The sequence below is a fragment of the Embleya sp. L77 genome, from assembly GCF_055557415.1.
On sequence record NZ_CM145709.1, the window covers coordinates 5002457 to 5024113 of the forward strand.

General features: G+C 72.9%; 20 protein-coding genes and 1 riboswitch. Of the genes, 11 read left to right on the top strand and 9 right to left on the bottom strand.

Going from position 1 to position 21657, the window contains the following annotated elements; all coding sequences use genetic code 11:
- The first annotated feature begins 32 nt into the window (after positions 1-32).
- A complete protein-coding gene (locus ACZOOI_RS21455) occupies positions 33-1058 on the top strand; it encodes a threonine aldolase family protein (RefSeq protein ID WP_465277357.1) in 1026 nt (341 codons plus the stop codon).
- A 67-nt stretch (positions 1059-1125) separates the two neighbouring features.
- Here the strand turns inward: ACZOOI_RS21455 and ACZOOI_RS21460 are convergent, their stop codons facing one another.
- Both ACZOOI_RS21460 and bfr read right to left on the bottom strand, forming a co-directional pair.
- The gene (locus ACZOOI_RS21460) at positions 1126-1452 is read right to left on the bottom strand and encodes a (2Fe-2S)-binding protein (protein ID WP_465281251.1); all 327 of its coding nucleotides are present in this window, start codon (positions 1450-1452) and stop codon (positions 1126-1128) included.
- Between the two features lie 178 nt (positions 1453-1630).
- The gene (bfr, locus tag ACZOOI_RS21465) at positions 1631-2113 is read right to left on the bottom strand and encodes a bacterioferritin (RefSeq protein WP_396005597.1); all 483 of its coding nucleotides are present in this window, start codon (positions 2111-2113) and stop codon (positions 1631-1633) included.
- A gap of 259 nt (positions 2114-2372) precedes the next feature.
- On the opposite strand from bfr, the gene ACZOOI_RS21470 reads away from it, so the two are divergent.
- Positions 2373-3017 carry a sulfite oxidase-like oxidoreductase gene (locus ACZOOI_RS21470; RefSeq protein WP_465277358.1) on the top strand — a complete coding sequence of 215 codons (645 nt, stop codon included), beginning with the start codon at positions 2373-2375 and terminating at the stop codon, positions 3015-3017.
- A 101-nt stretch (positions 3018-3118) separates the two neighbouring features.
- Here ACZOOI_RS21470 and pknB read toward each other — a convergent pair whose 3' ends face one another.
- The 4 genes from pknB to thiO all read right to left on the bottom strand — a co-directional run bounded on the left by pknB (position 3119) and on the right by thiO (position 7398).
- The gene (gene pknB / locus ACZOOI_RS21475) at positions 3119-5149 is read right to left on the bottom strand and encodes a Stk1 family PASTA domain-containing Ser/Thr kinase (RefSeq protein WP_465277359.1); all 2031 of its coding nucleotides are present in this window, start codon (positions 5147-5149) and stop codon (positions 3119-3121) included.
- 80 nt (positions 5150-5229) lie between these two features.
- Positions 5230-6024 carry a thiazole synthase gene (locus ACZOOI_RS21480; RefSeq protein ID WP_465277360.1) on the bottom strand — a complete coding sequence of 265 codons (795 nt, stop codon included), beginning with the start codon at positions 6022-6024 and terminating at the stop codon, positions 5230-5232.
- A gap of 4 nt (positions 6025-6028) precedes the next feature.
- Positions 6029-6238: a sulfur carrier protein ThiS gene (gene thiS / locus ACZOOI_RS21485; protein WP_391582656.1), complete on the bottom strand. Its 210-nt coding sequence runs from the start codon at positions 6236-6238 to the stop codon at positions 6029-6031.
- Positions 6235-7398 carry a glycine oxidase ThiO gene (gene thiO / locus ACZOOI_RS21490; protein WP_465281252.1) on the bottom strand — a complete coding sequence of 388 codons (1164 nt, stop codon included), beginning with the start codon at positions 7396-7398 and terminating at the stop codon, positions 6235-6237. Before thiO ends, thiS begins: the two co-directional genes overlap by 4 nt.
- 10 nt (positions 7399-7408) lie before the next feature.
- A riboswitch (TPP riboswitch) is annotated at positions 7409-7520 on the bottom strand.
- A gap of 116 nt (positions 7521-7636) precedes the next feature.
- On the opposite strand from thiO, the gene ACZOOI_RS21495 reads away from it, so the two are divergent.
- The 3 genes from ACZOOI_RS21495 to thiE all read left to right on the top strand — a co-directional run bounded on the left by ACZOOI_RS21495 (position 7637) and on the right by thiE (position 9911).
- Entirely contained in the window at positions 7637-8821 is a 1185-nt protein-coding gene (locus ACZOOI_RS21495) for an NAD(P)/FAD-dependent oxidoreductase (RefSeq protein ID WP_465277361.1), read from the top strand.
- 69 nt (positions 8822-8890) lie between these two features.
- The gene (locus tag ACZOOI_RS21500; RefSeq protein ID WP_396005604.1) at positions 8891-9256 is read left to right on the top strand and encodes an Rv2175c family DNA-binding protein; all 366 of its coding nucleotides are present in this window, start codon (positions 8891-8893) and stop codon (positions 9254-9256) included.
- 10 nt (positions 9257-9266) lie between these two features.
- A complete protein-coding gene (gene thiE, locus ACZOOI_RS21505) occupies positions 9267-9911 on the top strand; it encodes a thiamine phosphate synthase (protein WP_465277362.1) in 645 nt (214 codons plus the stop codon).
- 685 nt (positions 9912-10596) lie between these two features.
- Here thiE and ACZOOI_RS21510 read toward each other — a convergent pair.
- On the bottom strand, positions 10597-11688 hold the full coding sequence (locus ACZOOI_RS21510) for a polyprenyl synthetase family protein (RefSeq protein ID WP_465277363.1): 1092 nt from the start codon (positions 11686-11688) through the stop codon (positions 10597-10599).
- Positions 11689-11832: 144 nt separating this feature from the next.
- On the opposite strand from ACZOOI_RS21510, the gene metF reads away from it, so the two are divergent.
- Complete coding sequence (gene metF / locus ACZOOI_RS21515) at positions 11833-12810, top strand: methylenetetrahydrofolate reductase [NAD(P)H] (protein WP_465277364.1); 978 nt, start codon at positions 11833-11835, stop codon at positions 12808-12810.
- 71 nt (positions 12811-12881) lie between these two features.
- Complete coding sequence (locus ACZOOI_RS21520; RefSeq protein WP_391582650.1) at positions 12882-13175, top strand: hypothetical protein; 294 nt, start codon at positions 12882-12884, stop codon at positions 13173-13175.
- Positions 13176-13259: 84 nt separating this feature from the next.
- Here the strand turns inward: ACZOOI_RS21520 and ACZOOI_RS21525 are convergent, their stop codons facing one another.
- Both ACZOOI_RS21525 and ACZOOI_RS21530 read right to left on the bottom strand, forming a co-directional pair.
- Positions 13260-14753: a phytoene desaturase family protein gene (locus ACZOOI_RS21525; protein WP_465277365.1), complete on the bottom strand. Its 1494-nt coding sequence runs from the start codon at positions 14751-14753 to the stop codon at positions 13260-13262.
- A 603-nt stretch (positions 14754-15356) separates the two neighbouring features.
- On the bottom strand, positions 15357-16223 hold the full coding sequence (locus ACZOOI_RS21530; RefSeq protein ID WP_465277366.1) for a 1-aminocyclopropane-1-carboxylate deaminase/D-cysteine desulfhydrase: 867 nt from the start codon (positions 16221-16223) through the stop codon (positions 15357-15359).
- Positions 16224-16549: 326 nt separating this feature from the next.
- On the opposite strand from ACZOOI_RS21530, the gene ACZOOI_RS21535 reads away from it, so the two are divergent.
- Genes ACZOOI_RS21535 through ACZOOI_RS21550 form a run of 4 tightly spaced genes read left to right on the top strand, consistent with a single transcriptional unit; the run spans position 16550 to position 21652 of the window.
- Positions 16550-16837 carry a DUF6504 family protein gene (locus ACZOOI_RS21535; RefSeq protein WP_355534641.1) on the top strand — a complete coding sequence of 96 codons (288 nt, stop codon included), beginning with the start codon at positions 16550-16552 and terminating at the stop codon, positions 16835-16837.
- A 12-nt stretch (positions 16838-16849) separates the two neighbouring features.
- Positions 16850-17359 (top strand): SAV_6107 family HEPN domain-containing protein, encoded by a 510-nt coding sequence (locus ACZOOI_RS21540; protein ID WP_465277367.1) that lies wholly within the window; start codon positions 16850-16852, stop codon positions 17357-17359.
- 11 nt (positions 17360-17370) lie between these two features.
- Complete coding sequence (locus tag ACZOOI_RS21545) at positions 17371-20841, top strand: DNA polymerase III subunit alpha (RefSeq protein ID WP_465277368.1); 3471 nt, start codon at positions 17371-17373, stop codon at positions 20839-20841.
- 52 nt (positions 20842-20893) lie between these two features.
- Positions 20894-21652, top strand: a complete 759-nt coding sequence (locus ACZOOI_RS21550; RefSeq protein WP_465277369.1) for a methyltransferase domain-containing protein — start codon at positions 20894-20896, stop codon at positions 21650-21652.
- The last annotated feature ends 5 nt before the right edge of the window (positions 21653-21657 follow it).

Genomic DNA, 21657 nt, shown 5'->3' on the forward strand with positions numbered 1-21657 from the left:
CCGCCCTTCGGCGCGTCTGGAATGCTGCCGACATGACCTTCACCGACCTGCGCAGCGACACCGTCACCAAGCCCGGCCCCGCGATGCGCGCGGCGATGGCGAACGCCGAGGTCGGTGACGACGTGTATGCCGAGGACCCGACCGTGCGGGCGCTGGAGGAGTACGTCGCCGACCTGTTCGGGCACTCGTTCGCACTGTTCGCGCCGACCGGGGTGATGGCCAATCAACTCGCCGTGCGGCTGTCCGTGCCGGCGGGCGGTGAACTGGTCCTGGACGCCGACGCGCACATCGTCGCGCACGAGGACGCCGCGGCGGCCTGGCACGGCGGCGTCCAGACCCGGACCACGCTCAGCCCGCGCGGCCTGCTGGAGGTCGCCGACCTGGCCCGGCTGATCCGGGCGGACAACCCGTACACCGTGGGCACGCGGATGGTGGCGGTCGAGCAGACGCACAACCGCGGTGGCGGCTCGGTCTACCCGCTGGAGCAACTCACCGCGATTCGCGACCTCGTGCACGGGCACGACCTGCCGCTGCACTGTGACGGCGCGCGGATCTGGAACGCGCACGTGGCCACCGGCACGCCGCTGCGGGTCTACGGGGCGCTGTTCGACACGCTCGGCGTGTGTCTGTCCAAGGGACTGGGGGCGCCGGCCGGCTCGGTGGTGCTGCTGCCCGCCGAGTACGAGGCCGAGGCGCGCCGGATGCGGCACCGGATGGGCGGCGGGCTGCGCCAGGCGGGCATCCTGGCGGCGGGCGGGCTGTACGCGCTGGAGCACCACATCGAGCGGCTGGCCGAGGACCACGAGCATGCGCGGAAGTTGGCCGACCTGCTGCGCGACGCGGGCTTCGCGGTGGTCGACCCGGAGACCAACATCGTGCTGGTCGAGCTGGGCGAGGGGCAGCCGGACGCGGCCGCGGTGGTGGAGCGCTGCCGGGCGGAGGGGGTGCTGGTGTCGGCGTTCGGGTCTCGGCTGATCCGGCTGGTCACGCACATGGATGTGGACGCGGCCGGGTGCGTGCGCGCGGCGACGGCGATCGCGCAGGCGGCGAAGGGCTGAGGCAAGGACCGGGCGAGGGGCCGATCGCGCGGCGGGGGTCGGTCGGCGGTGGGCTCGGCCTCGAAGCTCAGGCGGCGCTGTGCCGGCGCAGCGGGATCACGTTGTCCGGCACGGCCGAGGCCGAGGCCGCGGCGGTGACCGTGGGCGTCGGCAGGGCGACCGGCTCGGCGGCGGCAGGGGTGCCGGCGCACGCGGTCGCGCAGGTCTCGGTCTCGCCGCACAACTCGCGACGCCGGCGGCGCGACTCGTCGCGCGGCAACATCGCGGTGATGCTCTTGACGCAGCGCCCGCAGTCGGTGCCGGCGCCGCCGCAGGACTGGGCTATCTCACGCATGGTGCGCGCGCCATCGGCTATCCGGTCGTTCACCTGTTTGTCGGTGACACCGAAACACATGCAGACGTACACGGAGATTTCCCCCCAGCGGCGAGGTTACTTAGGTAAGGGTAACCTCAGCGCTCGCCGGGGGGAATACCGGGTGATCGGTGACACAATCCGGCCGGTTGTCCGGGCCCGGGTCGCGGTGTCCGCAGCGTCCCGCCGGGTCCGTCCCGGGGGTGTCCCGAGTCGCCGGTCAGCTCTCGTTCGGCTGCTTGAGCAGGCCCGCGATGTAGAGCTGCTCGCCGACCTCGGAGAGCAGGGCGAGCTGCGTCTCCAGGTAGTCGACGTGCTCTTCCTCGTCGGCCAGGATCTCCTCGAAGATGTTGGCCGACGTCACGTCGCCCTTCTCGCGCATCAACGGGATGCCGCGCCGCAGCCGCTCGACGGCCTCCATCTCGACCGCCAGGTCGGCGCGGAACATCTCCTCCAGGTTCTGGCCGATCCGCAGCGCGTTCAGCCGCTGGTAGTTCGGCAGACCCTCCAGCATCAGGATGCGGTCGGTCAGCCGCTCCGCGTGCTTCATCTCGTCGATGGATTCATGGCGGGTCCAGGCCGCGAGCTTGATGTAGCCGCGGTGCTCCTGCATCTTCGCGTGCAGGAAGTACTGGTTGATCGCGGTGAGCTCCGCCGTGAGCTGTTCGTTCAGGAGCTCGATGATCTGCGGGTCACTGTGCATCGCGACGCACCTTCCGATGTGGGTGGGACACAGGGGAACTCCGAGCGCGCATGAGGCAGGAGTTTTCCCACGAATCCTGTCACTTTTGGTAGCGCTTCCGCCACGAAGGGCAGCCTTGCCTTGCAATGTCGAACATGTCCCGTCCCGCCGCCGACCTTCTCGCTCGGCGGCACGGGGAACACGCACGGTGACCGTCGGCGGTGGGGGGTGCGACAGGGGCGGTCGTGAGTTGGCCGGGGCGTCTGGGACCATGTGAGGTATGGGGCATACGGAAGCGGCACAAGGTGGGACCGAGGCTCCGGACCGCGATCCGCGACTTCCGCCGGGCCAGCGCATCCAGCGCGGATGGCCCGTGCTGCACTATGGACCGGTCCCGCGGTTCAAGCCCGAGATATGGGACTTTCGCGTCTTCGGCGCGACCGCCTCGGGGGACAAGCACTGCTGGAACTACGACGAGTTCTCGGCGCTGCCGCACGACACCGTGATCGCCGACTTCCACTGCGTGACCAAGTTCAGCATGCTCGGCAACGAGTGGAGCGGGCTGACCGTCGCCAAGTTGATGGAGATCGCCCCGCCCGCCCCCGAGGTCACCCACGCGATGGTGTGGGCGGAGTACGGCTTCAGTTCGAACCTGCGGATGTTCGACTTCGCGAACGATCAGACCATCCTGGCCACCCACCACAACGGCGAGCCGCTGACCGCCGAGCACGGGTTCCCGGTCCGGTTGATCGTGCCGCACCTGTACGCCTGGAAGGGCCCCAAGTGGGTGCGCGGGATCGAGTACATGGTGGCCGACAAGCGCGGCTTCTGGGAGGAGCGGGGCTACCACAACATCGGTGACCCGTGGCAGGAGCAGCGCTACTCGTACCAGGAGGAGAGCGGCGAGGGGCCGGCGCTGACCTGAGCCGCCGCACCGGACACCCCGCCCCCGGCACGTACGAAGGCCCCACCCGAGCGAATCGGAGTGGGGCCTTCGCATGTGCCGCGCCGGAGTGGAACGCGTGCCTAGAAGTTCGAGATGAACACCTCGCTGTTGCGCTTGACCATCGAGCCCGCCGGCGGGTCCTGCTTGCCGACGTTGGCCGGGATCAGCGGGATCATCCGGTTGTTCACCCGCAGTCCGGCGGCCTGTAGCGCGCGGCCCGCGTCGTCCGGGTTCATCCCGGTCACCGGCGGAACCTGGACCAAGTCCGGGCCCTTGGACAGCACCACGGTGATCCTGGTGCCGAAGGGCACGGTCGCGTTGGTGCCCGGAGTGGACGACATGATCCGGCCGGGCGGCACGGTGTCCGAGAACTGCGGGGTCGGATCCGCCTCGACGGTCACCCCGGTCGCGGGCAGGAACCTGGCCTTGGCCTCGTTGATCTCCAGCCCGGTCAGGTCCGGCACCACCGTGTCCGGGCCTCGGCTGACCACGAGCGAGACCACGCTGTCCCGCTGGAGCTGCTCGCCGACCGCGGGTTGGCTGCCCACCACGGTGCCGGGCGGCTTGGGGCTCGCCACCCGCGTCTCCGTGCCCGGCTTCAACGCCGCGTCGGACAGCGCCTTCTTGGCGTCCTCCAGCTTGAGGTTCACCAGCGCGGGCACCACGTGCCGCTCGGGACCCTTGGACAGCTTGACCTTCACCGTCGAGCCGCTGAGCACGTTCTTGCCGGGAGCCGGGTCGGTGGACATGACCGAGCCCTTGGCGATCGTCTCGCTGAACTCTCCGTCACCGACGTAGGAGACCTTGAGGTCGGCCGCCTTGAGCCGCTTCTCCGCCTCGGCCTGGGTCATGTTCAGCACGCCGGGCACGTCGGAGTAGCGACCCGAGCCGTACCACCACGCGCCGCCGCCGATCGCCGCGGCGACCAGCAGCACGATGGCGAGCACGATCATCCCGCGCGAGGGCCCGCGTCGGCGCCGCCGGCCCGGCAGCCCGGGCTGCTGCGGATAGCCGCCGCCGGTGGTGCCCGCCGGGGGCGCCTCGGCGGCCGGCGCGTACTCGTGGTGCTGCGCCGGATACTCGTACGCCCCGCCGCCGTAGCGCGCCTGTTCGTCCTCGGTCGAGTCCACGCTCAGCCCCAGCGGCGCCAGGTGCGGCGGCAGCAGGACCTCGCCGGCCCGGAACACGCTCGTGGCGTTGTCGTGGATCGGCTCGGGCGGCGGCGGCAGTCGCAGCGCCGCGCCGAAGTCCAGCTCCGCATCCGGCATCGCGTGCCGGGTCCGGCGGACCAGGGTGAGCAGCGTCTCGGCGTCGTTCGGCCGGTGCTCCGGGTCGCGCACGGTGGCCGCGCGCACCAGCGTGTCCAGCGAGTGCGACAGACCCGGCACCGCCAGCGAGGGCGACGGTACGTCCGCGTGCACGTGCTTGTAGATCACCTCGACCGCGGTCGCGCCGTGATGCGGCTGCCGGCCGGTGAGCATCTCGTAGAGCACCACGCCCGCCGCGTACACGTCCGAGCGTGGCGTGGACTCGCCGCGCTCGACCTGTTCGGGGGCGAGGTAGGCGACCGTGCCGACCAGGACCTTGCCGGTCGCGGCGGTGGCGGTCGTGGTGGTCGCGCGGGCGAGACCGAAGTCGCCCAGCTTGATCCCGCCGTCGTCGGAGATCAGCACGTTCTCCGGCTTGACGTCACGGTGCACGAACCCCGCCCGGTGCGCGGCGGAGAGCGCGGCCAGCATCGGCTCCAACACCCCGAACGCCTCGCGCGGGGTCATGTTGCCCAGGTCCTGGAGCAGCTCGCGCAGCGTGCGGCCCTCGACGTACTCCATCGCCAGGTACGCGACGGAGCCGTCGGTGCCCTGGTCGAAGACGTTGACCACGTTGGGATGCGACAACCGCGCCGCAGCCTTCGCCTCCAGGATGAAGCGGCGGGTGAACTCGGGGTCCTGGGCGAGCCCGGCATGCATCACCTTGAGGGCGACGGTGCGGTCGAGTCGGGTGTCGAGAGCCCGGTACACCGTGGCCATGCCACCCGCGGCAACTCGGGCATCGACCCGGTATCGACCGTCGAGCAGCCGCCCGACGAGCGGATCGTTCAAGGTCGTGTCCATGTTCTGGAGTGTAGGGTCCACTGCCTTGTGGACGCCGACGGTCTTCCCCACGGTTCCCCGCCGGCCGGCCTGTGTACGGCTCAGAAGGCGGGGTGCTCGGGGCCGGCCTCCAGCATGCCGGCCATCGGTGACGACGCGTGTGCGTGGTGGCGCATCGGGATCCGCCCGGCGCGGTACGCCAGTCGCCCGCCGTCCACCGCGTGCCGCATCGCCTCGGCCATCAACCGCGGCGACTGCGCGCGGGTGACCGCCGTCGCCAGCATCACCGCATCGCAGCCCAGCTCCATCGCCAGCGCCGCGTCGGAGGCGGTGCCCAGACCCGCGTCCAGCACCACCGGGACCTTGGCCTGCTCGGTGATCAGCCGGATGTTGTGCGGGTTGCGGATGCCCAGGCCCGACCCGATCGGCGAACCGAGCGGCATCACCGCCGCGCAGCCCACCTGTTCGAGCCGGCGGGCGAGCACCGGGTCGTCGTTGGTGTAGGCCAACACCCGGAAGCCGTCGTCGACCAGCCGTTCGGCGGCGTCCACGAGTTCGACCCCGTCGGGCAACAACGTGCGTTCGTCGGCCACCACTTCGAGCTTGATCCAGTCGGTCTCCAGCGCCTCGCGGGCCAACCGCGCGGTCAGCACCGCCTCGCCCGAGGTGAAGCACCCGGCGGTGTTCGGCAACACCCGGATGCCCAATCGGCGCAGCACGTCCAGCACCGAGCCCGCGGTCCCGGGGTCCACCCGGCGCATCGCCACTGTGGTGATCTCGGTGCCCGACGCGATCAGCGCCTGCTCCAGGATCTCCAGGCTCGGCGCGCCGCCGGTCCCGGTGATCAGCCGCGAGGTGAAGGACTCGCCGGCGATCACCAGCTTGTCGTCGGCCATGCCCTCAACCTCCCTGGACGGCGGTCAGCACCTCGACGCGGCTGCCCGCGTCGAGCACGGTCTCGGCCCACGCCCCGCGCGGCACCACCGACTCGTCCACCGCGACCGCGACGCCCTTGGCGGCGGTGGTCAGCGTGGCCACCAGTTCGGCGACGGTGGTACCGGTCGCGACCCGGCGCCGGTCGCCGTTGACGGAGACCTCGATGTCGTTCATGCCATCACCTTCCGGGCGGCGGTCGCGAACCGGTCGGGCCCGAAGGGCGCGACGAGTTCGGGGGTGGTGCCCTGCGCGAGGACCTCGGCCACGGTGTCCGCGGTGATCGGGGTGAGCAGGATGCCGTGCCGGTAGTGGCCGGTCGCCACCACCAGGCCGGGCAGCGCCGAGCGACCCAGGATCGGCGCGTTGTCCGGGCTGCCGGGGCGCAGCCCGGCGAGCGTCTCCACCAAGGGCAGTTCGGTGATGCCGGGGACGAGTTCGTGTGCGTCGCGCAGGAGTTCGTACACGCCGCCCGCCGTCACCTCGGTGTCGTGGCCGAGTTCGTGCTCGGTCGCACCGATCACCAGTTCGCCGTCCGCCCGCGGGACCAGGTACATGCTGCCGCCCTTGACCACGCCCCGGACGTTGCGGGACAGCAGCGGAAGCAGCGCCGGCGGCACCTTCAGCCGCAGGATCTCCCCCTTGACCGGCCGCACCGGCGGGACCACCTCGGGCGGCAGACCCGGGATCAGCGCCGAGCGACAGCCGGCCGCGAGCAACACCTGGTCGGCGATCAGGTCGCGTCCGCCGGCCGTTCGCACGCCGTACGCGCGCTCGGCGGCGACCAGGACGCGCTCGACGCTCTCGCGCACGAAGACGACGCCGGCCCGCGCGCAGGCCGCGAGCAGCGCCGCGACCAGTCGGCGGTTGTCGATCTGGTGGTCGTCCTCGACGTGCAGGCCGCCGGTGATCGCCGGGGACAACATCGGTTCGAGCCGACGGCACTCGCGGCTGGTCAGCCAGGACGACTGCAGGCCCAGCCGCTGCTGGTGGGCATGCAGGTCCTTGAGCACGGCCCGGTCGTCCGCATCCAGCGCGACCGCGATCGTGCCGCAGGCGCGGTAGCCCGAGGGCAGGTCCGCGGCCTCGGCCAGTTCGGCGGCGAACTCGGGGTAGCGCCGGGCCGATTCGATGCTCAGCCGGAGCAGGCTCTCCTCGCCGTACTGGAGTTCGGAGACGGGGGTGAGCATGCCGGCCGCGGCGTGCGAGGCACCCCTGCCCGGGGCCGGATCGACCACGGTGACGGCGAGGCCGTACCGGGTGCGCGCACGCCACGCGACGGACAGTCCGACGACGCCCGCGCCGACCACGACGACGTCGGTGGGGTGCTCGGACATGGTGGGGCTCGACATGGTGAGGGGAACTCCCTTCGCCGGTATGACCCGGATCAGGTTCGGACGGTCGGGGGCTCGCAGCCCCCCTCTCAGCCCGGTCTCACCGGGCTCCCGTGACCTCTCCACACTACGACACCGGTTTCGGATGCCCGGGGGTGCCCGAGGGTGCGCCGAAGATGTCCTTGACTGAGTCAAGACCCTGCTCGTCGGCGGCGCCGGCCCGCGTCATAGGGTGCCCTGCATGGACAACGTGCTCGTCGTGGGTGCCGGCATGGCCGGCCTGCAAACCGTGGTGGCGCTGCGGGACCAGGGGTACACCGGTCGCGTCACCCTGCTCGGGGCCGAGGCGCACGCGCCATACGACCGCCCGCCGCTGTCGAAGGAGGTGCTCGGCGGCAAGACCGACGACACGTCCTTCGAGGCGGACTGGGCCGCGCTGGAGACCGACGTGCTGTTCGGCCGGACCGCGACCGGACTGCGCCCGGGCGCGGTGGACACCGACGCCGGGCCGATCGCCTTCGACCGCCTGGTGATCGCGACCGGCTCGCGGGTGCTGAACCTGCCGGGCGCGGCCGAGGTACCCGGCGTGCACGTGCTGCGCACCATCGACGACGCCCGCGCACTGCGCGCCGCACTCGTGCCCGGCGCCCACGTGGTGATCGTCGGTGCGGGCTGGATCGGCGCCGAGGTGGCCACCGCCGCGGCCGCCGCCGGTTGCCCGACCACCGTGGTCGAGGCCCTGCACACCCCGCTCGCCGGCCCCTTCCCGGACGCCATCGGCGAGCGGTTCGTGCCGTGGTACGCCGAGGCGGGCGTGGAACTGCTGCTGGACGCGCGGGTGGACCGCCTGGAGGCGGGCGCGGTGCACCTGACCGACGGCCGCCGACTGCGCGCCGACGCGATCGTGGTCGGCATCGGGGTGCGCCCGGCCACCGAGTGGCTGGCCGACTCCGGCGTGGTCCGCAACGAGCGCGGCTTCGTCGAGGTGGACGACCACCTGGCCACCTCGATGCCCGGGGTGTACGCCGTCGGCGACTGCGTGGACTTCCCTTCCGCCCGGTACGGCACCCGAATGAACGTCGAGCACTGGGACAACGCGCTCCAGGCGCCGCGCGTGCTGGTGGCCAACCTGCTCGGCGGCGACCAGGCGTACGACCCGGTCCCCTACTTCTGGTCCGACCAGTTCGGCCGCATGGTCCAGTACGTCGGCCGGCACGGCGCGAGCGACGAACTGGTCTTCCGGGGCGCGGACGAGGACGGCAAGTGGACCGCGGGCTGGTTCGCCGGCGACCGGCTGGTGGCGCTGCTCGCCGTCGCCCGACCGCGCGACCTGGCCCAGGGCCGCAAGCTCGTACAACTGGGCACCCCGGTGGACCGGGAGCGGTTCGCCGACCCGGAGAACCCGCTCAAGTCGGTCGCGCTGTGACGGCCCGGCGCCCGGCCGACCGCCGGGCGCCGGCGGTCGGGACCGGGTGCGGAACCTAAACTTGGCCGGGTGAGCGAGATCGACGCCAAAACAGAAGCCCTCGTCCCCGCCTGGGTGACACTCCCCGACATCGCCGAGATCCTCGGCGTGGACATCCTGAAGGTCCGCCAGCAGCTCAAGGAGCGCAAGTTCCTGGCCGTGCGCCGCGGCGAGCACCGGGCCCTCCAGGTGCCCGCCGACTTCTTCCAGGACGGCAACATCGTCAAGGGCCTGGTCGGCACGCTGACCCTGCTCGCGGACTCCGGCTTCACCGACGAGGAGGCGCTGGAGTGGCTGTTCACTCCGGACGACACGCTTCCGGGCACGCCGGTGCAGGCACTGCAGGAGAACCGGATGACCGAGGTGCGTCGCCGCGCCCAGGCCCTGGCGATCTGAGGCCGCGCGGATGACGAGCCGTCAGGAACGGTTGGCCGCCGCCCGTCTGTACCTGTGCACCGACGCCCGGGAGCGCCAGGGCGACCTGCCCGCGTTCCTGGACGCGGTGCTGGGCGCGGGCGTGGACATCGTGCAGTTGCGGCAGAAGGGCCTGGAGGCCCGCCCCGAACTCGCCTACCTGGAGGTTTTCGCGGACGCCTGCCGCCGGCACGGCACGCTGCTCGCGGTCAACGACCGCGCGGACGTCGCGCACACGATCGGCCCCGACGTGCTGCACCTGGGCCAGGACGACCTGCCGGTCCCGGCGGCGCGCGCGATCGTCGGCGGCGACGTGCTGATCGGCCGGTCCACGCACGCCGAGGCCGAGGTGGACGCGGCGATCGTCGAACCCGGCGTGGACTACTTCTGCACCGGACCGGTCTGGCCGACCCCGACCAAGCCGGGCCGACCCGCACCGGGCCTGGACCTGGTCCGGTACACCGCCGCGCTGCGCCCGATCCGGCCGTGGTTCGCGATCGGCGGCATCGACCTCGGCAACCTCGACGAGGTGCTGGCCGCGGGCGCGGAGCGGGTGGTGGTCGTGCGCGCGATCACCGAGGCCGCGGACCCGGCCGAGGCGACGGCGGAATTCGTCCGGCGACTCGCCGCACGCTGAACCGGTCTCCGGCGATCGGCCGGAAGCCGGGCGTCGGGTCCGCGCGACCGCGGTGTCGCGCGCCGGCCGCCGGGGCGGGCCGGCCAAGGTCTCGGCAGGTGTCGATCGTGGTCGGAGCGTCCCGTTCGGGCGAAACGACGCCCGCGCCGGCCGGTCGGGCACGTCGGTCGGGGCCCGGTCGTCGACGGCGGTGTTCTGGCGGCCGACCACGATCCGCCGGGCGACGAGGCGGGTGTCGCCGCCGGTGGGCCGATCGGGTGGTTGGCCTCGCGGACGGCGCTTTCCGGCCGAACCGGGCGGAGCGAGCGGCCAGACTGCCGAGATGGACACACCCGACGTTCGCCTCCGTCCGGGGTCCGCAGAGGATGCCCGCGACCACGACCTGCCGCACCCCGCGACGGAGCCGCTGATCCCCGGCCCCCGGCTCGCCGCCGCCGAACACCCGGTGCCTCGACCCGGGCGTACGAGCCCGACGCCGGACGGCGGCGTTGCGCTGCTGTTCCCGCTGCTCGTGCTCGCCGCGATGATCGGCGGGATCTACCTGCTCGGCCGCAATCCGCCCCAGGCGCTGCTGCACGCCGACCCGACGCACGGCCCCCGTCCCGCCCCGGGCCGGGTGGCCGAGTCGGAGCGCCCCCGGTCCGTGCCGGCCGCGCCGTTCACCGTCGCCGACCCGCCGGCGACCCTAGACGCTGCGCACGGTGGCGGCGTCGACCAACTCGCGCAGCACTTCGCGCGCGTCCTCGGCGATCGGCGCGACGGCCAGGGCCGCGAGGGCCCGCTCGGTCAGCTCGGTGATCATCGTCTCGACGTCGGCGAGCGCGCCGGTGTCCTCGATCACCACGCGCAGTTCCTTGACGCCGATGTCGCTCAGTCCGGGATCCCCGAGCAGCGTGTCCAGCACCTCGGCCTGGCCGCGCGAGGCCCGCTCGCCGGCGAGCGCGAGCAGTACGGTGCGCTTGCCCTCCCGCAGGTCGTCCCCGGCCGGCTTGCCGGTCCGTTCGGGATCGCCGAAGACCCCGAGCACGTCGTCACGCAGCTGGAACGCCTCACCGAGCGGCAGCCCGTAGGCGGAGTAGGCGGCCAGCGCGGCCTCGTCGGCGCCGGCCAGCGCGGCACCCACGTGCAGGGGGCGCTCGATCGTGTACTTGGCGGACTTGAACCGCATCACGCGCCGTGAGCGCTCGACCGAGCCGCCGCCCATCGCCTGTTCCAGCACGTCGAGGTACTGGCCCGCCATCACCTCGGTGCGCATCACGTCGAACAACGGCTTGGCCGCCCGCAGCGCCCGATCGTCCACGCCGCTCGCGCCGAACATCTCGTCACACCAGGACAGACACAGGTCGCCGAGCAGGATCGCCGCCGCGGAGCCGAACGACTCGCCCGAACCGACCCAGCCGTTCGTCCCGTGCAGGCCCTCGAACCGCCGGTGCACGGCGGGCTTGCCGCGCCGGGTGTCGCTGCTGTCCATCAGGTCGTCGTGGATCAGGGCGCTGGCCTGGAGCAGTTCCAGCGCGGTGGCCGCCCGCACGATCGCCTCGTCCGGTGCCGTCGGACCCGCGATGCCACGCCATCCCCAGTAGCAAAAGCCCGGCCGCAGCCGCTTGCCGCCGTCGAGCACGAAGTCGTTCAGCGCCTCGGTGACCGGGACCATGCCCTCACCCACCTCGGCGAGCACCTCGGCCTGACGGTCCATGAACTCGCCGAGCGCGGCATTGACGCGCTGCCGCAGGCCGTCCCGGTCCAGGGGGTGTACGGGGAAGGAATCGGCAGCCATGGAGTCTTCCGTCGAGGGCGATGAAACGATGAGGAAATACGGGGAAGCCTAACTTGCGACCCGCGCGGCCATCCCGAGCAGCCCGGCCGTCTCGCCCTGTGGGAAGTCGTTCTCGCGGGCGCGACCGCCCGATAACCTGCCTGCATGTCTCTCGGTGCCGCATCCACTCGCATCAGTCGAACCCCGGCCATTCGCGATCTGCTCGCGAACGGCAGCCGGTCGTTCTCGTTCGAGTTCATGCCACCCCGGACGGAGCAGGGCACCCGCACGCTGTGGGACGCCATCCGTCGGGTCGAGGCGCTGGCGCCGACCTTCGTCTCGGTCACCTACGGCGCGGGCGGCTCCAGCCGGGGCCTGACCGTGGACACCACCGAGCGGATCGCCACCGAGACCACGCTCACCCCGGTGGGGCACCTCACCGCGGTCGGGCACTCGCGCGCCGAGCTGCGCAACATCATCGGGCAGTACGCCGACGCGGGCGTGCGCAACGTACTCGCGCTGCGCGGCGACCCGCCGGGCGATGTGAAGGGCGAGTGGGTCGCCCACCCGGACGGCTTCACGTACGCGGTCGAGTTGGTCGAACTGCTGCGCGCGTCCGGTGACTTCTGCGTCGGCGTCGCCGCGTTCCCGGAGATGCACCCGCGCTCGACCGGCTGGGACGAGGACATCCGGCACTTCGTGGCCAAGTGCCGCGCGGGTGCCGACTACGCGATCACCCAGATGTTCTTCCGGGTCGAGGACTACCTGCGGCTGCGCGACCGGGTCGCGGCGGCCGGGTGCGACATCCCGATCATCCCCGAGGTGATGCCGGTCACCAGCCCGACCACGCTGGTGCGGGCGGACGAGCTGAGCGGCTGCTCGGTACCGGCAGACCTGGCGGCGGCGGTCGAGGCGGCCGGGGACGACCGGGCGGCGGTGCGCGCGATCGGGGTGGAGTTCGCGACCCGGATGTCCGAGCGGCTGCTCGCCGAGGGGGCGCCGGGGCTGCACTTCATCACCCTCAACCGGTCCACCGCGACCACCGAGATCTACCAGAACCTCGGACTGCACGAACGATCGGGCCCGGACTCGGGCGACGGCTCGGGCGCGGCTGCGGGCGAGGGATGGGGTCGAGCCGGCTGATCCGGCACACCCCCGACGACCGGTTCACCCTCTAGGGTGAGGCAACGCGCCGGTAACGAAGGGATCGACCCGTGCAGATCGGCCTGGTGGTGCTCTACATCCTGTTCGTGCCGATCGGGCTGTGGTTGCTGACCGAGGCGCTGTGGCAGCACGGCGCGCCGTTTCGCTACCGCGTGCTCGCCTTCGTCGGCTTCGTCGGCGTGGCCGTGGGCGTGGGCATCAAGAACCCGGTGCTGGTCGGCATCGGCGTGTTCTGCTTCGCGGTCGGCCAGTTCCTGACCACGCGCTACGTGCGCAAGGGCTTCCACCACGGCTGGACGGTCAGCGGCCGTCGCCCGAAGGGCCGCCGGGCCAAGGCCCGCTGAGGACGCCCCCGGATCGGACCCGGGCCGCCGGGCCGTCCTTCGGCCGTTCTTCGGCGCGGCCCACCAGGATCCGCCGGACCAGCCCTACGCGCGCCCGATCAGCTCCGCCACCAGTGCCGCGGACATGCCGACCCGGGTCAGGCCGCCGCCCGGGTGGGCGCTCGCGCCGACCGAGAACAGGCCCGGTACGGCCGACCGGTTCGGCACCCGACGCGGCGCGTTGCGCCGACCGTCGGCACCCGCGCCCGGCACCGCGCCGCCCGGGGCACCGGTCTGCCCGGCCAGGTCGGCGGGGGTGCGCAGGATCGACCACAGCACCCGCTCGCGCACGTCCAGACCGCGGCGGGCCAGCAGGTCGAGCACGGTCGCCGAGTAGCCGTCCCGGACGGCGGCCGAGTCCCAGTCCACCGGGCCCTGTCGGGGCACGCGCAGCTGTACCGTCCACGCGCTGTGCCCCTCGGGGGCCGTCGTCTCGTCGTCGGGAGCCAGTACGCACAGCGTGGGATCGGTCGGCGGCGTCGCGTGGTCGGCGAACAGCGCGTCCGGCTCGCGCCCGGGGTCGTCCGCGAACAGGTAGGTGCGGTGCGGCGTCCCGGGGGTGCGACCGCGCAGCGCGAGATGCAGTTCGAGCGTCGCCGAGGAGGCCGGCACCCGCCCCGCCCCGGGAGCCTTCGGGCCCGGGCCCGGCAGCAGCCCGGCGGTCCCGGGATCGACCGGCAGGTCGGTGATCACGATGTCGGCATCGAGCCGGCCGCCGTCGGCGAGCAGCACCCCGGACACCCGCCCGCCCGCGCGTTCGATCGTGCTCACCTCGGTGTCGGTGCGCACCTTCACCTTCCGCTGCACACAGCGTGCGTGCAGCGCCTCGGTCATCCGGTGCAGGCCACCGCGTACCCACCACACCCCGAAGGTCTCCTCCAGGTACGGCAGCGTGGCCAGCGTCGCGGGCGCCTTGCCGGGGTGACAGCCGGCCTCGACGGCGAAGCGTTCGAGGTGGGCACGCAGCCGGGGGTCGCTCAGGTGGGCCCGGCCGAGCGAGCGCAGCGAGCGCCAGGGCGCGGTGGTACGCAGGTCGGCCCGGCCACCCGCACTGCGCAGCCGTTCGGCCCGCCCGGCCGGGTCGGCCAGGAGCGGTGCCTCGAAGAAGGTCTTGCGGGTGATGCCCCACATCTCGCCGGCACGGTGCAGCAGCCGCTGCCAGTCGTCGCCCGCCCCGGGCCCGAAGCCGGACTCGAACGCGTCGTGCGTCCCGGACCGGGAAGCGTTGGGGATGTCGACGACGGTGCGCGGCCCGCCCGCGGCGGCGAAGGACTCCCGGGTGGGAGTGGCGATCGGGACCAGGTCCACGACGTCCTCGATCGCGGCGCCGGTCTTGAGGAAGAGGTCGCGGTAGACGGCCGGCAGGGTGAGCAGCCCCGGGCCGGTGGTGAAGGTGAAGCCGTCCCGGACGATCGACCCGGACGCCCCGCCGGTCGAGGAGGACCGTTCGCAGATCGTCACCTCGTGCCGAAGCGTGGCCAGCCGAGCGGCCACCGCCAATCCACCCATACCTGCGCCGACAACCACGATGCGAGCCACGGTGAAACAGCGTATATGCAGGTGAGGGGGATCAGGCCCGCCCCCCGGGCCTGATCCCCCGCACCTTCCCGCGACCGCTCCCCACGGTCCACGGGCCCACCCCCCAGCGGGTCACGATTGATAAGACTCGCGACCCGGGCAGAGGGTTGTACGCGCGAGGAAAATTTCTTTTCATCGAATGCGACCCGGGTCGGAAATCGTGATGAACACGGATATGGGCGGCGATACCCGGGCCCGCTTCTGAGTACCTGTTCTGAGTACCTGTACGGATGTTCGCCCCTTGGCCCGACCGGCAGAGTGGTCGGCACGGGGAAGCGCCCACGGAAGTCTCGGGGGAGCGCCGTTCGGGGGGAACGGCGGGGCGTGACGGCATCGGGATCGGCGCGGGGGGCGCCGGTCCCGATGGGACGACCGGCCGGCCGGGGGGCGGCGGGTCGTTCGGGGCCGGCTCTGCCGATGGGACGGCGGAGCCGGCGCCTTCGGTACGGGGGCGGCCGACGACCCGCCGAGATCGGGTCGAGCCGGGCCGACGACCCGCGGAGGTCGGATCGGCCGGCGACCCATCGGCCGGCGACCACCGCCATCGGCCCGCGACGACCGCCGTCAGCCGGTGACCACCGCGATCAGTCGGGTGCCCGGGGCGAACGTGCCGCGCTCGGCGAGGGCGAACAGGCCGAACAACATCTTGCCGACGTAGATCGGTTCGGGCGCGAAGTCGTGCCGGGCCGCGAAGTCGGCGAGGAACGTGTCCAGCTCCGGGCCGCGGCGGGCGTAGCCGCCGTGGTGGAAGTCGTGCTCCACGTGCCAGTTGTCGGTGGGCGCGCCGTAGGTGCGCCGCTGGAGCTCGGCCACCTCGTCGGCGAGGAAGCCGCCCTTGAGCGCCGCGAAGCCGATCGCGCGCCGCCCCGGCGGCAGGCCCGCCGCGATGCCGGCCAGCGTGCCGCCGGTGCCCACGGCGACGCAGACCACGTCGAAGTCGTCGCCGAGTTCGGCGGGCAGTTCCGCGCAGCCGCGCACGGCGGCCTCGTTGCTGCCGCCCTCCGGAAGCACGTAGGCGGGCCCGTGCGCGGCGAGCAGCCGATCGAGCACCCGCGGCGTGTGCTTGGCGCGGTAGGTCGCGCGGTCCACGAACACCAGCCGCATGCCGTGTTCGACGGCGAAGGCGAGCGACGGGTTGAGCGGGCGGTCGGCGAGCTCCTCGCCGCGCACCACGCCCACCGTGGCCGACCCGATTGCGTGACCGGCCGCGGCGGTGGCCCGCAGGTGGTTGGAGTACGCGCCGCCGAAGGTCAACAGCGTGTGCTGCCCCTGTTCGCGGGCCGCCGTCAGGTTGTACTTCAGCTTGCGCCACTTGTTGCCCGACACCTCGGGGTGGATCAGGTCGTCCCGCTTGAGCGACAGGCGCAGGCCGAGGGCGGCCAGCCGGGGATCGCACAGCTCGTGCAGCGGTGAGGGCAGACGTGGGCGCACCGGACAAGGGTGGCACGTCCGGTTGGTCCCGCGATGGTGTCGGTGTCGCCTGTCACGGTGGAAGCACGTGGGGAGCGACCGCTCCCGACGACCGAGCCGGCCGACTCGAACATGCTCGAACATCACTCGAACACGACGGTTCGCCCGGGACTGCGGCAATGACGTTGACGTGGGTGGGAGAGAGAGCTTTACTGGCAAACGAGATCGAACTTTTGTTCGAGAAAAAGTTCGACTCGAACGGCACGGGGCAAGCGGATGGGCAGCCTGGGGTTGCGGTGCGTGGGGAAGCGCATCGCGGCTCCCGGCCTCGGCAGAGGAGGAGCTGTATGACGCGTCTGCACACCGATCCGGTGGAGGTGCTGCGCAGTGGTGGGGACCCCGCGCGGTTCCTGTGGCACGACCGGCTCTACGTGGTCCGGGAGGTGCTCGGTCACTGGGTGGAGACCGGCGAGTGGTGGCAGCACGCGCGCTCGCGGACCGCCGTCGTGGCGACGGGGGAGCGCGAGGTGTGGCGCGTGGAGGCCGGAGCCGGCCGCAGCGCGCCGTTGGGTGTGTACGACCTCAGCCTGGACGCCGGCGCCGGGACCTGGACGCTGGCGCGGACCGCCGATTGAGGAGGTGACCGTGTGAGCGCGAGTGCGAGCCCGAGCGCGAGTTGGAACCAGTCCGCCCACATACCCGAGCCGCCGCCGATCCGACGGGCGCCGGTGCGCTGGTCGTCCGCCCCGCGCGGGGCGCTCGATCTGCTGACCCAGGCCCGGCGCGGGCTCACCGAGGCCGCCGTCAACCGCGACGCCGCGGAACGGTACGCCACCGCCCACCTGGCCGCATTGCGGGTGGCGGCGGCCGTGCTCGCCGCCCGGGCGCAGGCCGACGACGAGCGCTCGAATCGCCGCAGGCGGGCCCCGCGCAGTGCCTGGGAACTGCTGCCGAAGGTGGCGCCCGAGCTGACCGAGTGGGCGGCCTTCTTCGCATCCGGCGCCCGCAAGCGTGCCGCCGCCGAGGCGGGACTGCCCGGCGCGGTCACCGGCCGCGAGGCGGACGACCTGATCCGCGACGTGGAGACCTTCTTCCGCCTGGTGGTGCGACTGCTCGCACTGCCCCCGATCCCGGCCCCACCCCCTCCTATCGATTGAACGCACCACCCATGAACCGACCGAGCCGATCGAACCGTCCGTTCGCCCACCTGCACGTCGCGTCCGGGCATTCGATGCGCTACGGCGTCTCGCATCCGCACACGCTGATCGAGCGCGCGGTCGAACACGGCCTGGACACGCTCGCGCTGACCGACCGGGACGGGGTGTACGGCGCCGTCGCGTTCGCACGCGGGTGTGTCGAGGCGGGCATCCGGCCGATCCTGGGCGCCGAGCTCGCGGTGCTGCCCGCCGAACCGGCCGCCGCCGAGGCGAATCGGCGTCGACGCACCCCCGCGCGCGGCGGCGCGTTCACCGACCCCGGGCATCCCCGGGTCACCGTGCTCGCCCGGGGCCGGGCCGGCTGGGGCGCGCTGTGCCGGCTGATCAGCGACGCGCACCGGCGCGACCGGGCCAACCCGGTGACCACGTGGGACGCGCTCGCCGCGACCGACGGCGCCGTGGTGGTGCTGGCCGGACCCGACTCGGAGATCGGGCGGGCGGTCGCCGCCGACGAGTGCGCGCGCGCCGAGCGGCTGCTCACCCGTGCCCGGGCCGCGCTGGCCCCGGACGCCTTCTTCGTCGAACTGGTGTGCCACCTGGCGTCGCTCGGCCGGGCCCGCTCGGCCGCCCACGCGGCCCGGATGTCGCTCCTGGCCGACGCCCACCGGGTGCCCGCCGTGCTCACCAACGCGGTGCGCTACGCCGACCGGGACGACGCGGTGGTCGCCGACGTGCTCGACGCGGCCCGCCGACTGGTCCCGCTCGGCCGACACCACCTCACCCGCACCGGCTCCGAGGAATACCTCAAACCCACCCTCGACATGGTCGCCGTCGCCGCCGAGATCACCTGCCTGGCCGGCCGCGGCACCGCCGCCGCACTGCTCGACGCCACCCGCGCGCTCGCCGACGGCCTGGTCCTGGACCCGGCCGAGGATCTCGGCATCGGCAGCGTGTTTTATCCCGAGCCGGAGGTGCTCGGCGTCCCGGCGAGCCGAGCCGCCGCCGAACTGCGCGCCCGCTGCGAGGCGGGCCTGGGCCTGCGCGGGATCGCCCCCACACCCGAGGCGCGCACCCGCCTGGACGACGAACTCGCGCTGATCGGCCGGCTCGGCCTGCCGTCCTACTTCCTGACCGTGGCCGGCGTGGTCGACCTGATCCGGGAGATGGGCGTGCGCTGTGCGGCCCGCGGCTCCGGTGCGGGCAGCCTGGTCAACCACCTGCTCGGCATCTCCGGGGTGAACCCGCTGCGGCACGGTCTGCTGATGGAGCGGTTCGTCTCGGACCGGCGTGCCGCCCTGCCCGACATCGACGTCGACGTGGAGTCCGCCCGCCGCACCGACGTGTACCGGCGGATCATGGAGGTCTTCGGCCCCGAGCGCTGCGCGTGCGTGTCGATGACCGAGACCTACCGCGCCCGACACGCCATCCGCGGCGTCGGCGCCGCGCTCGGCCTGGCCGCCGGCGAGATCGACGAACTGGCCAAGGCGTTCCCGCACATCCGGGCCCGCGACCTCGACGCGGCCCGGCGCGACCTGCCCGAACTGCGCGCCAACCGACTCGCCCGGGACGGCGGCCTGGACGGCCTGTTCGCCCTCGCCGCCCGGCTGGACGGGCTGCCCCGACACCTCGCGCTGCACCCGTGCGGCGTACTGCTCTCCAACCCCACCCTGCTGGACCGCACTCCCGTCGAGACCTCCGCGCAGGGCTTCCCGATGAGCCAGTTCGACAAGGAGGACGTCGAACACCTCGGGCTGCTCAAGCTGGACGTGCTCGGCGTGCGGATGCAGTCCGCGATGGCCCACGCGGTGGCCGAGATCGAACGCGTCGACGGCGTTGCCCCCGACCTGGACGCGGTTGCGCGGGACGATCCCGCGACCTTCGAGCTGATCCGCTCCAAGCGCACCCTGGGCTGCTTCCAGATCGAATCGCCCGGTCAGCGCGAGTTGATCGGCAAGTTCGCCCCGGAGACGTTCGAGGACATCATCGTGGACATCTCGCTGTTCCGGCCCGGCCCGGTCAAGAGCGACATGGTCACCCCGTTCCTGGCCGCCCGTCAGGGCTGGGCCGAGCCGTACTACATCCACGAAGACTTCCGCGAGGCGCTCGCGGAGACCTGCGGCGTCGTGGTCTTCCACGAACAGGTGATCCGGATCATCCACATCGCGACCGGCTGCGATCTCGCCCGCGGCGACGCGGCCCGGCGCGCGCTGGGCAGCCACGAGCGAAAACCGGTGGTCCGCGACTGGCTGTACGAGCGGGCCGCGGCGCGCGGCTACACCGCTCCCGTGATCGACAAGATCTGGGATGTGCTGGAGGCCTTCGCGTCGTTCGGCTTCTGCAAGGCGCACGCCGCCGCATTCGCGGTGCCCACCTACCAGTCCGCGTGGCTCAAGGCGCACCACACCGCCGCGTTCCTGGCCGGCGTGCTCACCCACGACCCGGGGATGTACCCCAAACGGCTGATCCTGGACGACGCGCGCCAGTTCGGCGTGCCCATCCTGGGCGTCGACGTCAACCGCTCGGACGACGTGTACCGGGTCGAGCCCAGCGCCGACGGCACCCCCGGCCTCCGGATCCCGCTGGCCGAGATCAAGGGCATCGGCGCCGACGAGATGGCCCACGTGCTGGCCCACCGCCCGTACGCGTCCCTGGTCGACTTCAAGGCCCGTGCCGGGGCGTCCCGCCCGACCACCGAACGACTGATCACCGTCGGCGCGTTCGACACCGTGCACCCGGCCCCCAGCACGCGCCGCGACCTGCTGCTGCACCTCGCCGACCTGGACCGGCTCGGCCGCGCCGGGCGGCACCGGGGCGGCGCCGAGCTCGACCTCTGGCCGGCCACCGAAACGCCGCCGCCCACCGGGCTGCCCGAGTTCACCGCCGTCGAGCGGATCCGCGCCGAACTCGACATCCTCGGCCTGGACGCCGGCCAACACGTGCTCGACTTCTACGCGCCGTTCCTGGCCGACCTGGGCATCACCCGCGCCCGCGACCTGCTGAACCGGCGCAACCGCGCCGAACTGCTCGTGGCCGGCGTCAAGGTGGCCACCCAGACCCCGCCGATCCGCACCGGCCGCCGGGTGATCTTCCTGACCCTGGACGACGCCACCGGACCGGTGGACACCACCTTCTTCGAGGACGCCCAGGACCCGTACGCGGCCACTCTGTTCCACTCCTGGCTGCTCGTGGTGCGCGGCGTGCTGCGGCGCACCGGCCCGCGCGGCGTGTCGCTGCGGGCCACCGGGTGCTGGGAGCTGGGCGGCCTGTACGACGCGTGGAGCACCGGCGGCATCCCGGCCGTACACGAACTGATGGCCGCGGCCGGCCCCGCCGCGCCCGCGCCCGCACCCGCCACGCGCCGGGTCCTGGTGCACGCGAGCGGCTTCAAGATCTCCCCGTACGCCGACCTGCGCCCGGCCGGCGGCCCCACCAAGCAGCCTCCGCGCAAGCTCTGGCACGCCGGCCCCGGGAGCGCAGGATGACTCCCGGCAACGCCCTAAGGTGGAACCCGACCAGTTCCGGAGGAGGGTGTCCGTGTCCGACCAGACGCGCAGGCGCAGCTCGATGCGTACGGCCGTCGTGTGGCAGGTGCTGCGCGAGGCGTTGGACCGACGGGTCGAGGCGGCCGGGCGGAGCGTGCTCGACGTGCTCGATGCCGGCGGCGGCACCGGCAACCTGGCCGTGCCCATTGCCCGACTCGGCCACCGGGTCACCGTCGTCGATCCCAGCCCGGACGCGCTCGCCGCGTTCGAACGCCGGGCCGCCGAGGCCGGCGTCACCGACCTGGTCCGGGCCTACCAGGGCGACACGCACGGCCTGTTCGACGTGGTCGAGCCGGACGCCGCCGACGTGGTGCTGTGCCACGGCGTGCTGGAGGTGGTCGACGACCCCTCGGCCGACCTCGCGCACATCGTCCGCGCCCTGCGCTCCGGCGGCACGCTCAGCCTGCTCGCGGCCAACCGCACCGGTGCGGTCCTGGCCCGTGCCCTCGCCGGGCACTTCGACCAGGCCCGCGACCTGCTCGCCGACCCCGAGGGGCGCTACGGCCCGGCCGATCCGCTGCCGCGCCGGTTCACCGTCGCCGACCTCGTCGAGCTGGTCGCCAAGGCCGGCCTGGAGGCCGGTCCCGTGCACGCGATCCGGGTCTTCGCCGACCTGGTCCCGGGCGTCCTGGTCGACGACCCGAATTCGTTCGACGCGCTGCTGGACCTGGAGCGGGCCGCGGCCGAACAGCCCGAGTACCGCGCCCTGGCCACCCAACTGCACCTGCTCGCGAGCAGGCCGGCGGGCTGACCGCC

Excerpts from the sequence above, each read along its gene's own strand:
- thiE (WP_465277362.1), top strand. The coding sequence starts at position 9,267 with ATGACGAGCCGTCAGGAACGGTTGGCCGCCGCCCGTCTGTACCTGTGC.
- pknB (WP_465277359.1), bottom strand. The coding sequence starts at position 5,149 with ATGGACACGACCTTGAACGATCCGCTCGTCGGGCGGCTGCTCGACGGT.
- bfr (WP_396005597.1), bottom strand. The coding sequence starts at position 2,113 with ATGCACAGTGACCCGCAGATCATCGAGCTCCTGAACGAACAGCTCACG.
- ACZOOI_RS21510 (WP_465277363.1), bottom strand. The coding sequence starts at position 11,688 with ATGGCTGCCGATTCCTTCCCCGTACACCCCCTGGACCGGGACGGCCTG.
- ACZOOI_RS21495 (WP_465277361.1), top strand. The coding sequence starts at position 7,637 with ATGGACAACGTGCTCGTCGTGGGTGCCGGCATGGCCGGCCTGCAAACC.
- ACZOOI_RS21535 (WP_355534641.1), top strand. The coding sequence starts at position 16,550 with ATGACGCGTCTGCACACCGATCCGGTGGAGGTGCTGCGCAGTGGTGGG.
- thiS (WP_391582656.1), bottom strand. The coding sequence starts at position 6,238 with ATGAACGACATCGAGGTCTCCGTCAACGGCGACCGGCGCCGGGTCGCG.
- metF (WP_465277364.1), top strand. The coding sequence starts at position 11,833 with ATGTCTCTCGGTGCCGCATCCACTCGCATCAGTCGAACCCCGGCCATT.
- ACZOOI_RS21470 (WP_465277358.1), top strand. The coding sequence starts at position 2,373 with ATGGGGCATACGGAAGCGGCACAAGGTGGGACCGAGGCTCCGGACCGC.
- ACZOOI_RS21480 (WP_465277360.1), bottom strand. The coding sequence starts at position 6,024 with ATGGCCGACGACAAGCTGGTGATCGCCGGCGAGTCCTTCACCTCGCGG.
- ACZOOI_RS21460 (WP_465281251.1), bottom strand. The coding sequence starts at position 1,452 with ATGTGTTTCGGTGTCACCGACAAACAGGTGAACGACCGGATAGCCGAT.
- thiO (WP_465281252.1), bottom strand. The coding sequence starts at position 7,398 with ATGTCCGAGCACCCCACCGACGTCGTCGTGGTCGGCGCGGGCGTCGTC.
- ACZOOI_RS21545 (WP_465277368.1), top strand. The coding sequence starts at position 17,371 with ATGAACCGACCGAGCCGATCGAACCGTCCGTTCGCCCACCTGCACGTC.
- ACZOOI_RS21455 (WP_465277357.1), top strand. The coding sequence starts at position 33 with ATGACCTTCACCGACCTGCGCAGCGACACCGTCACCAAGCCCGGCCCC.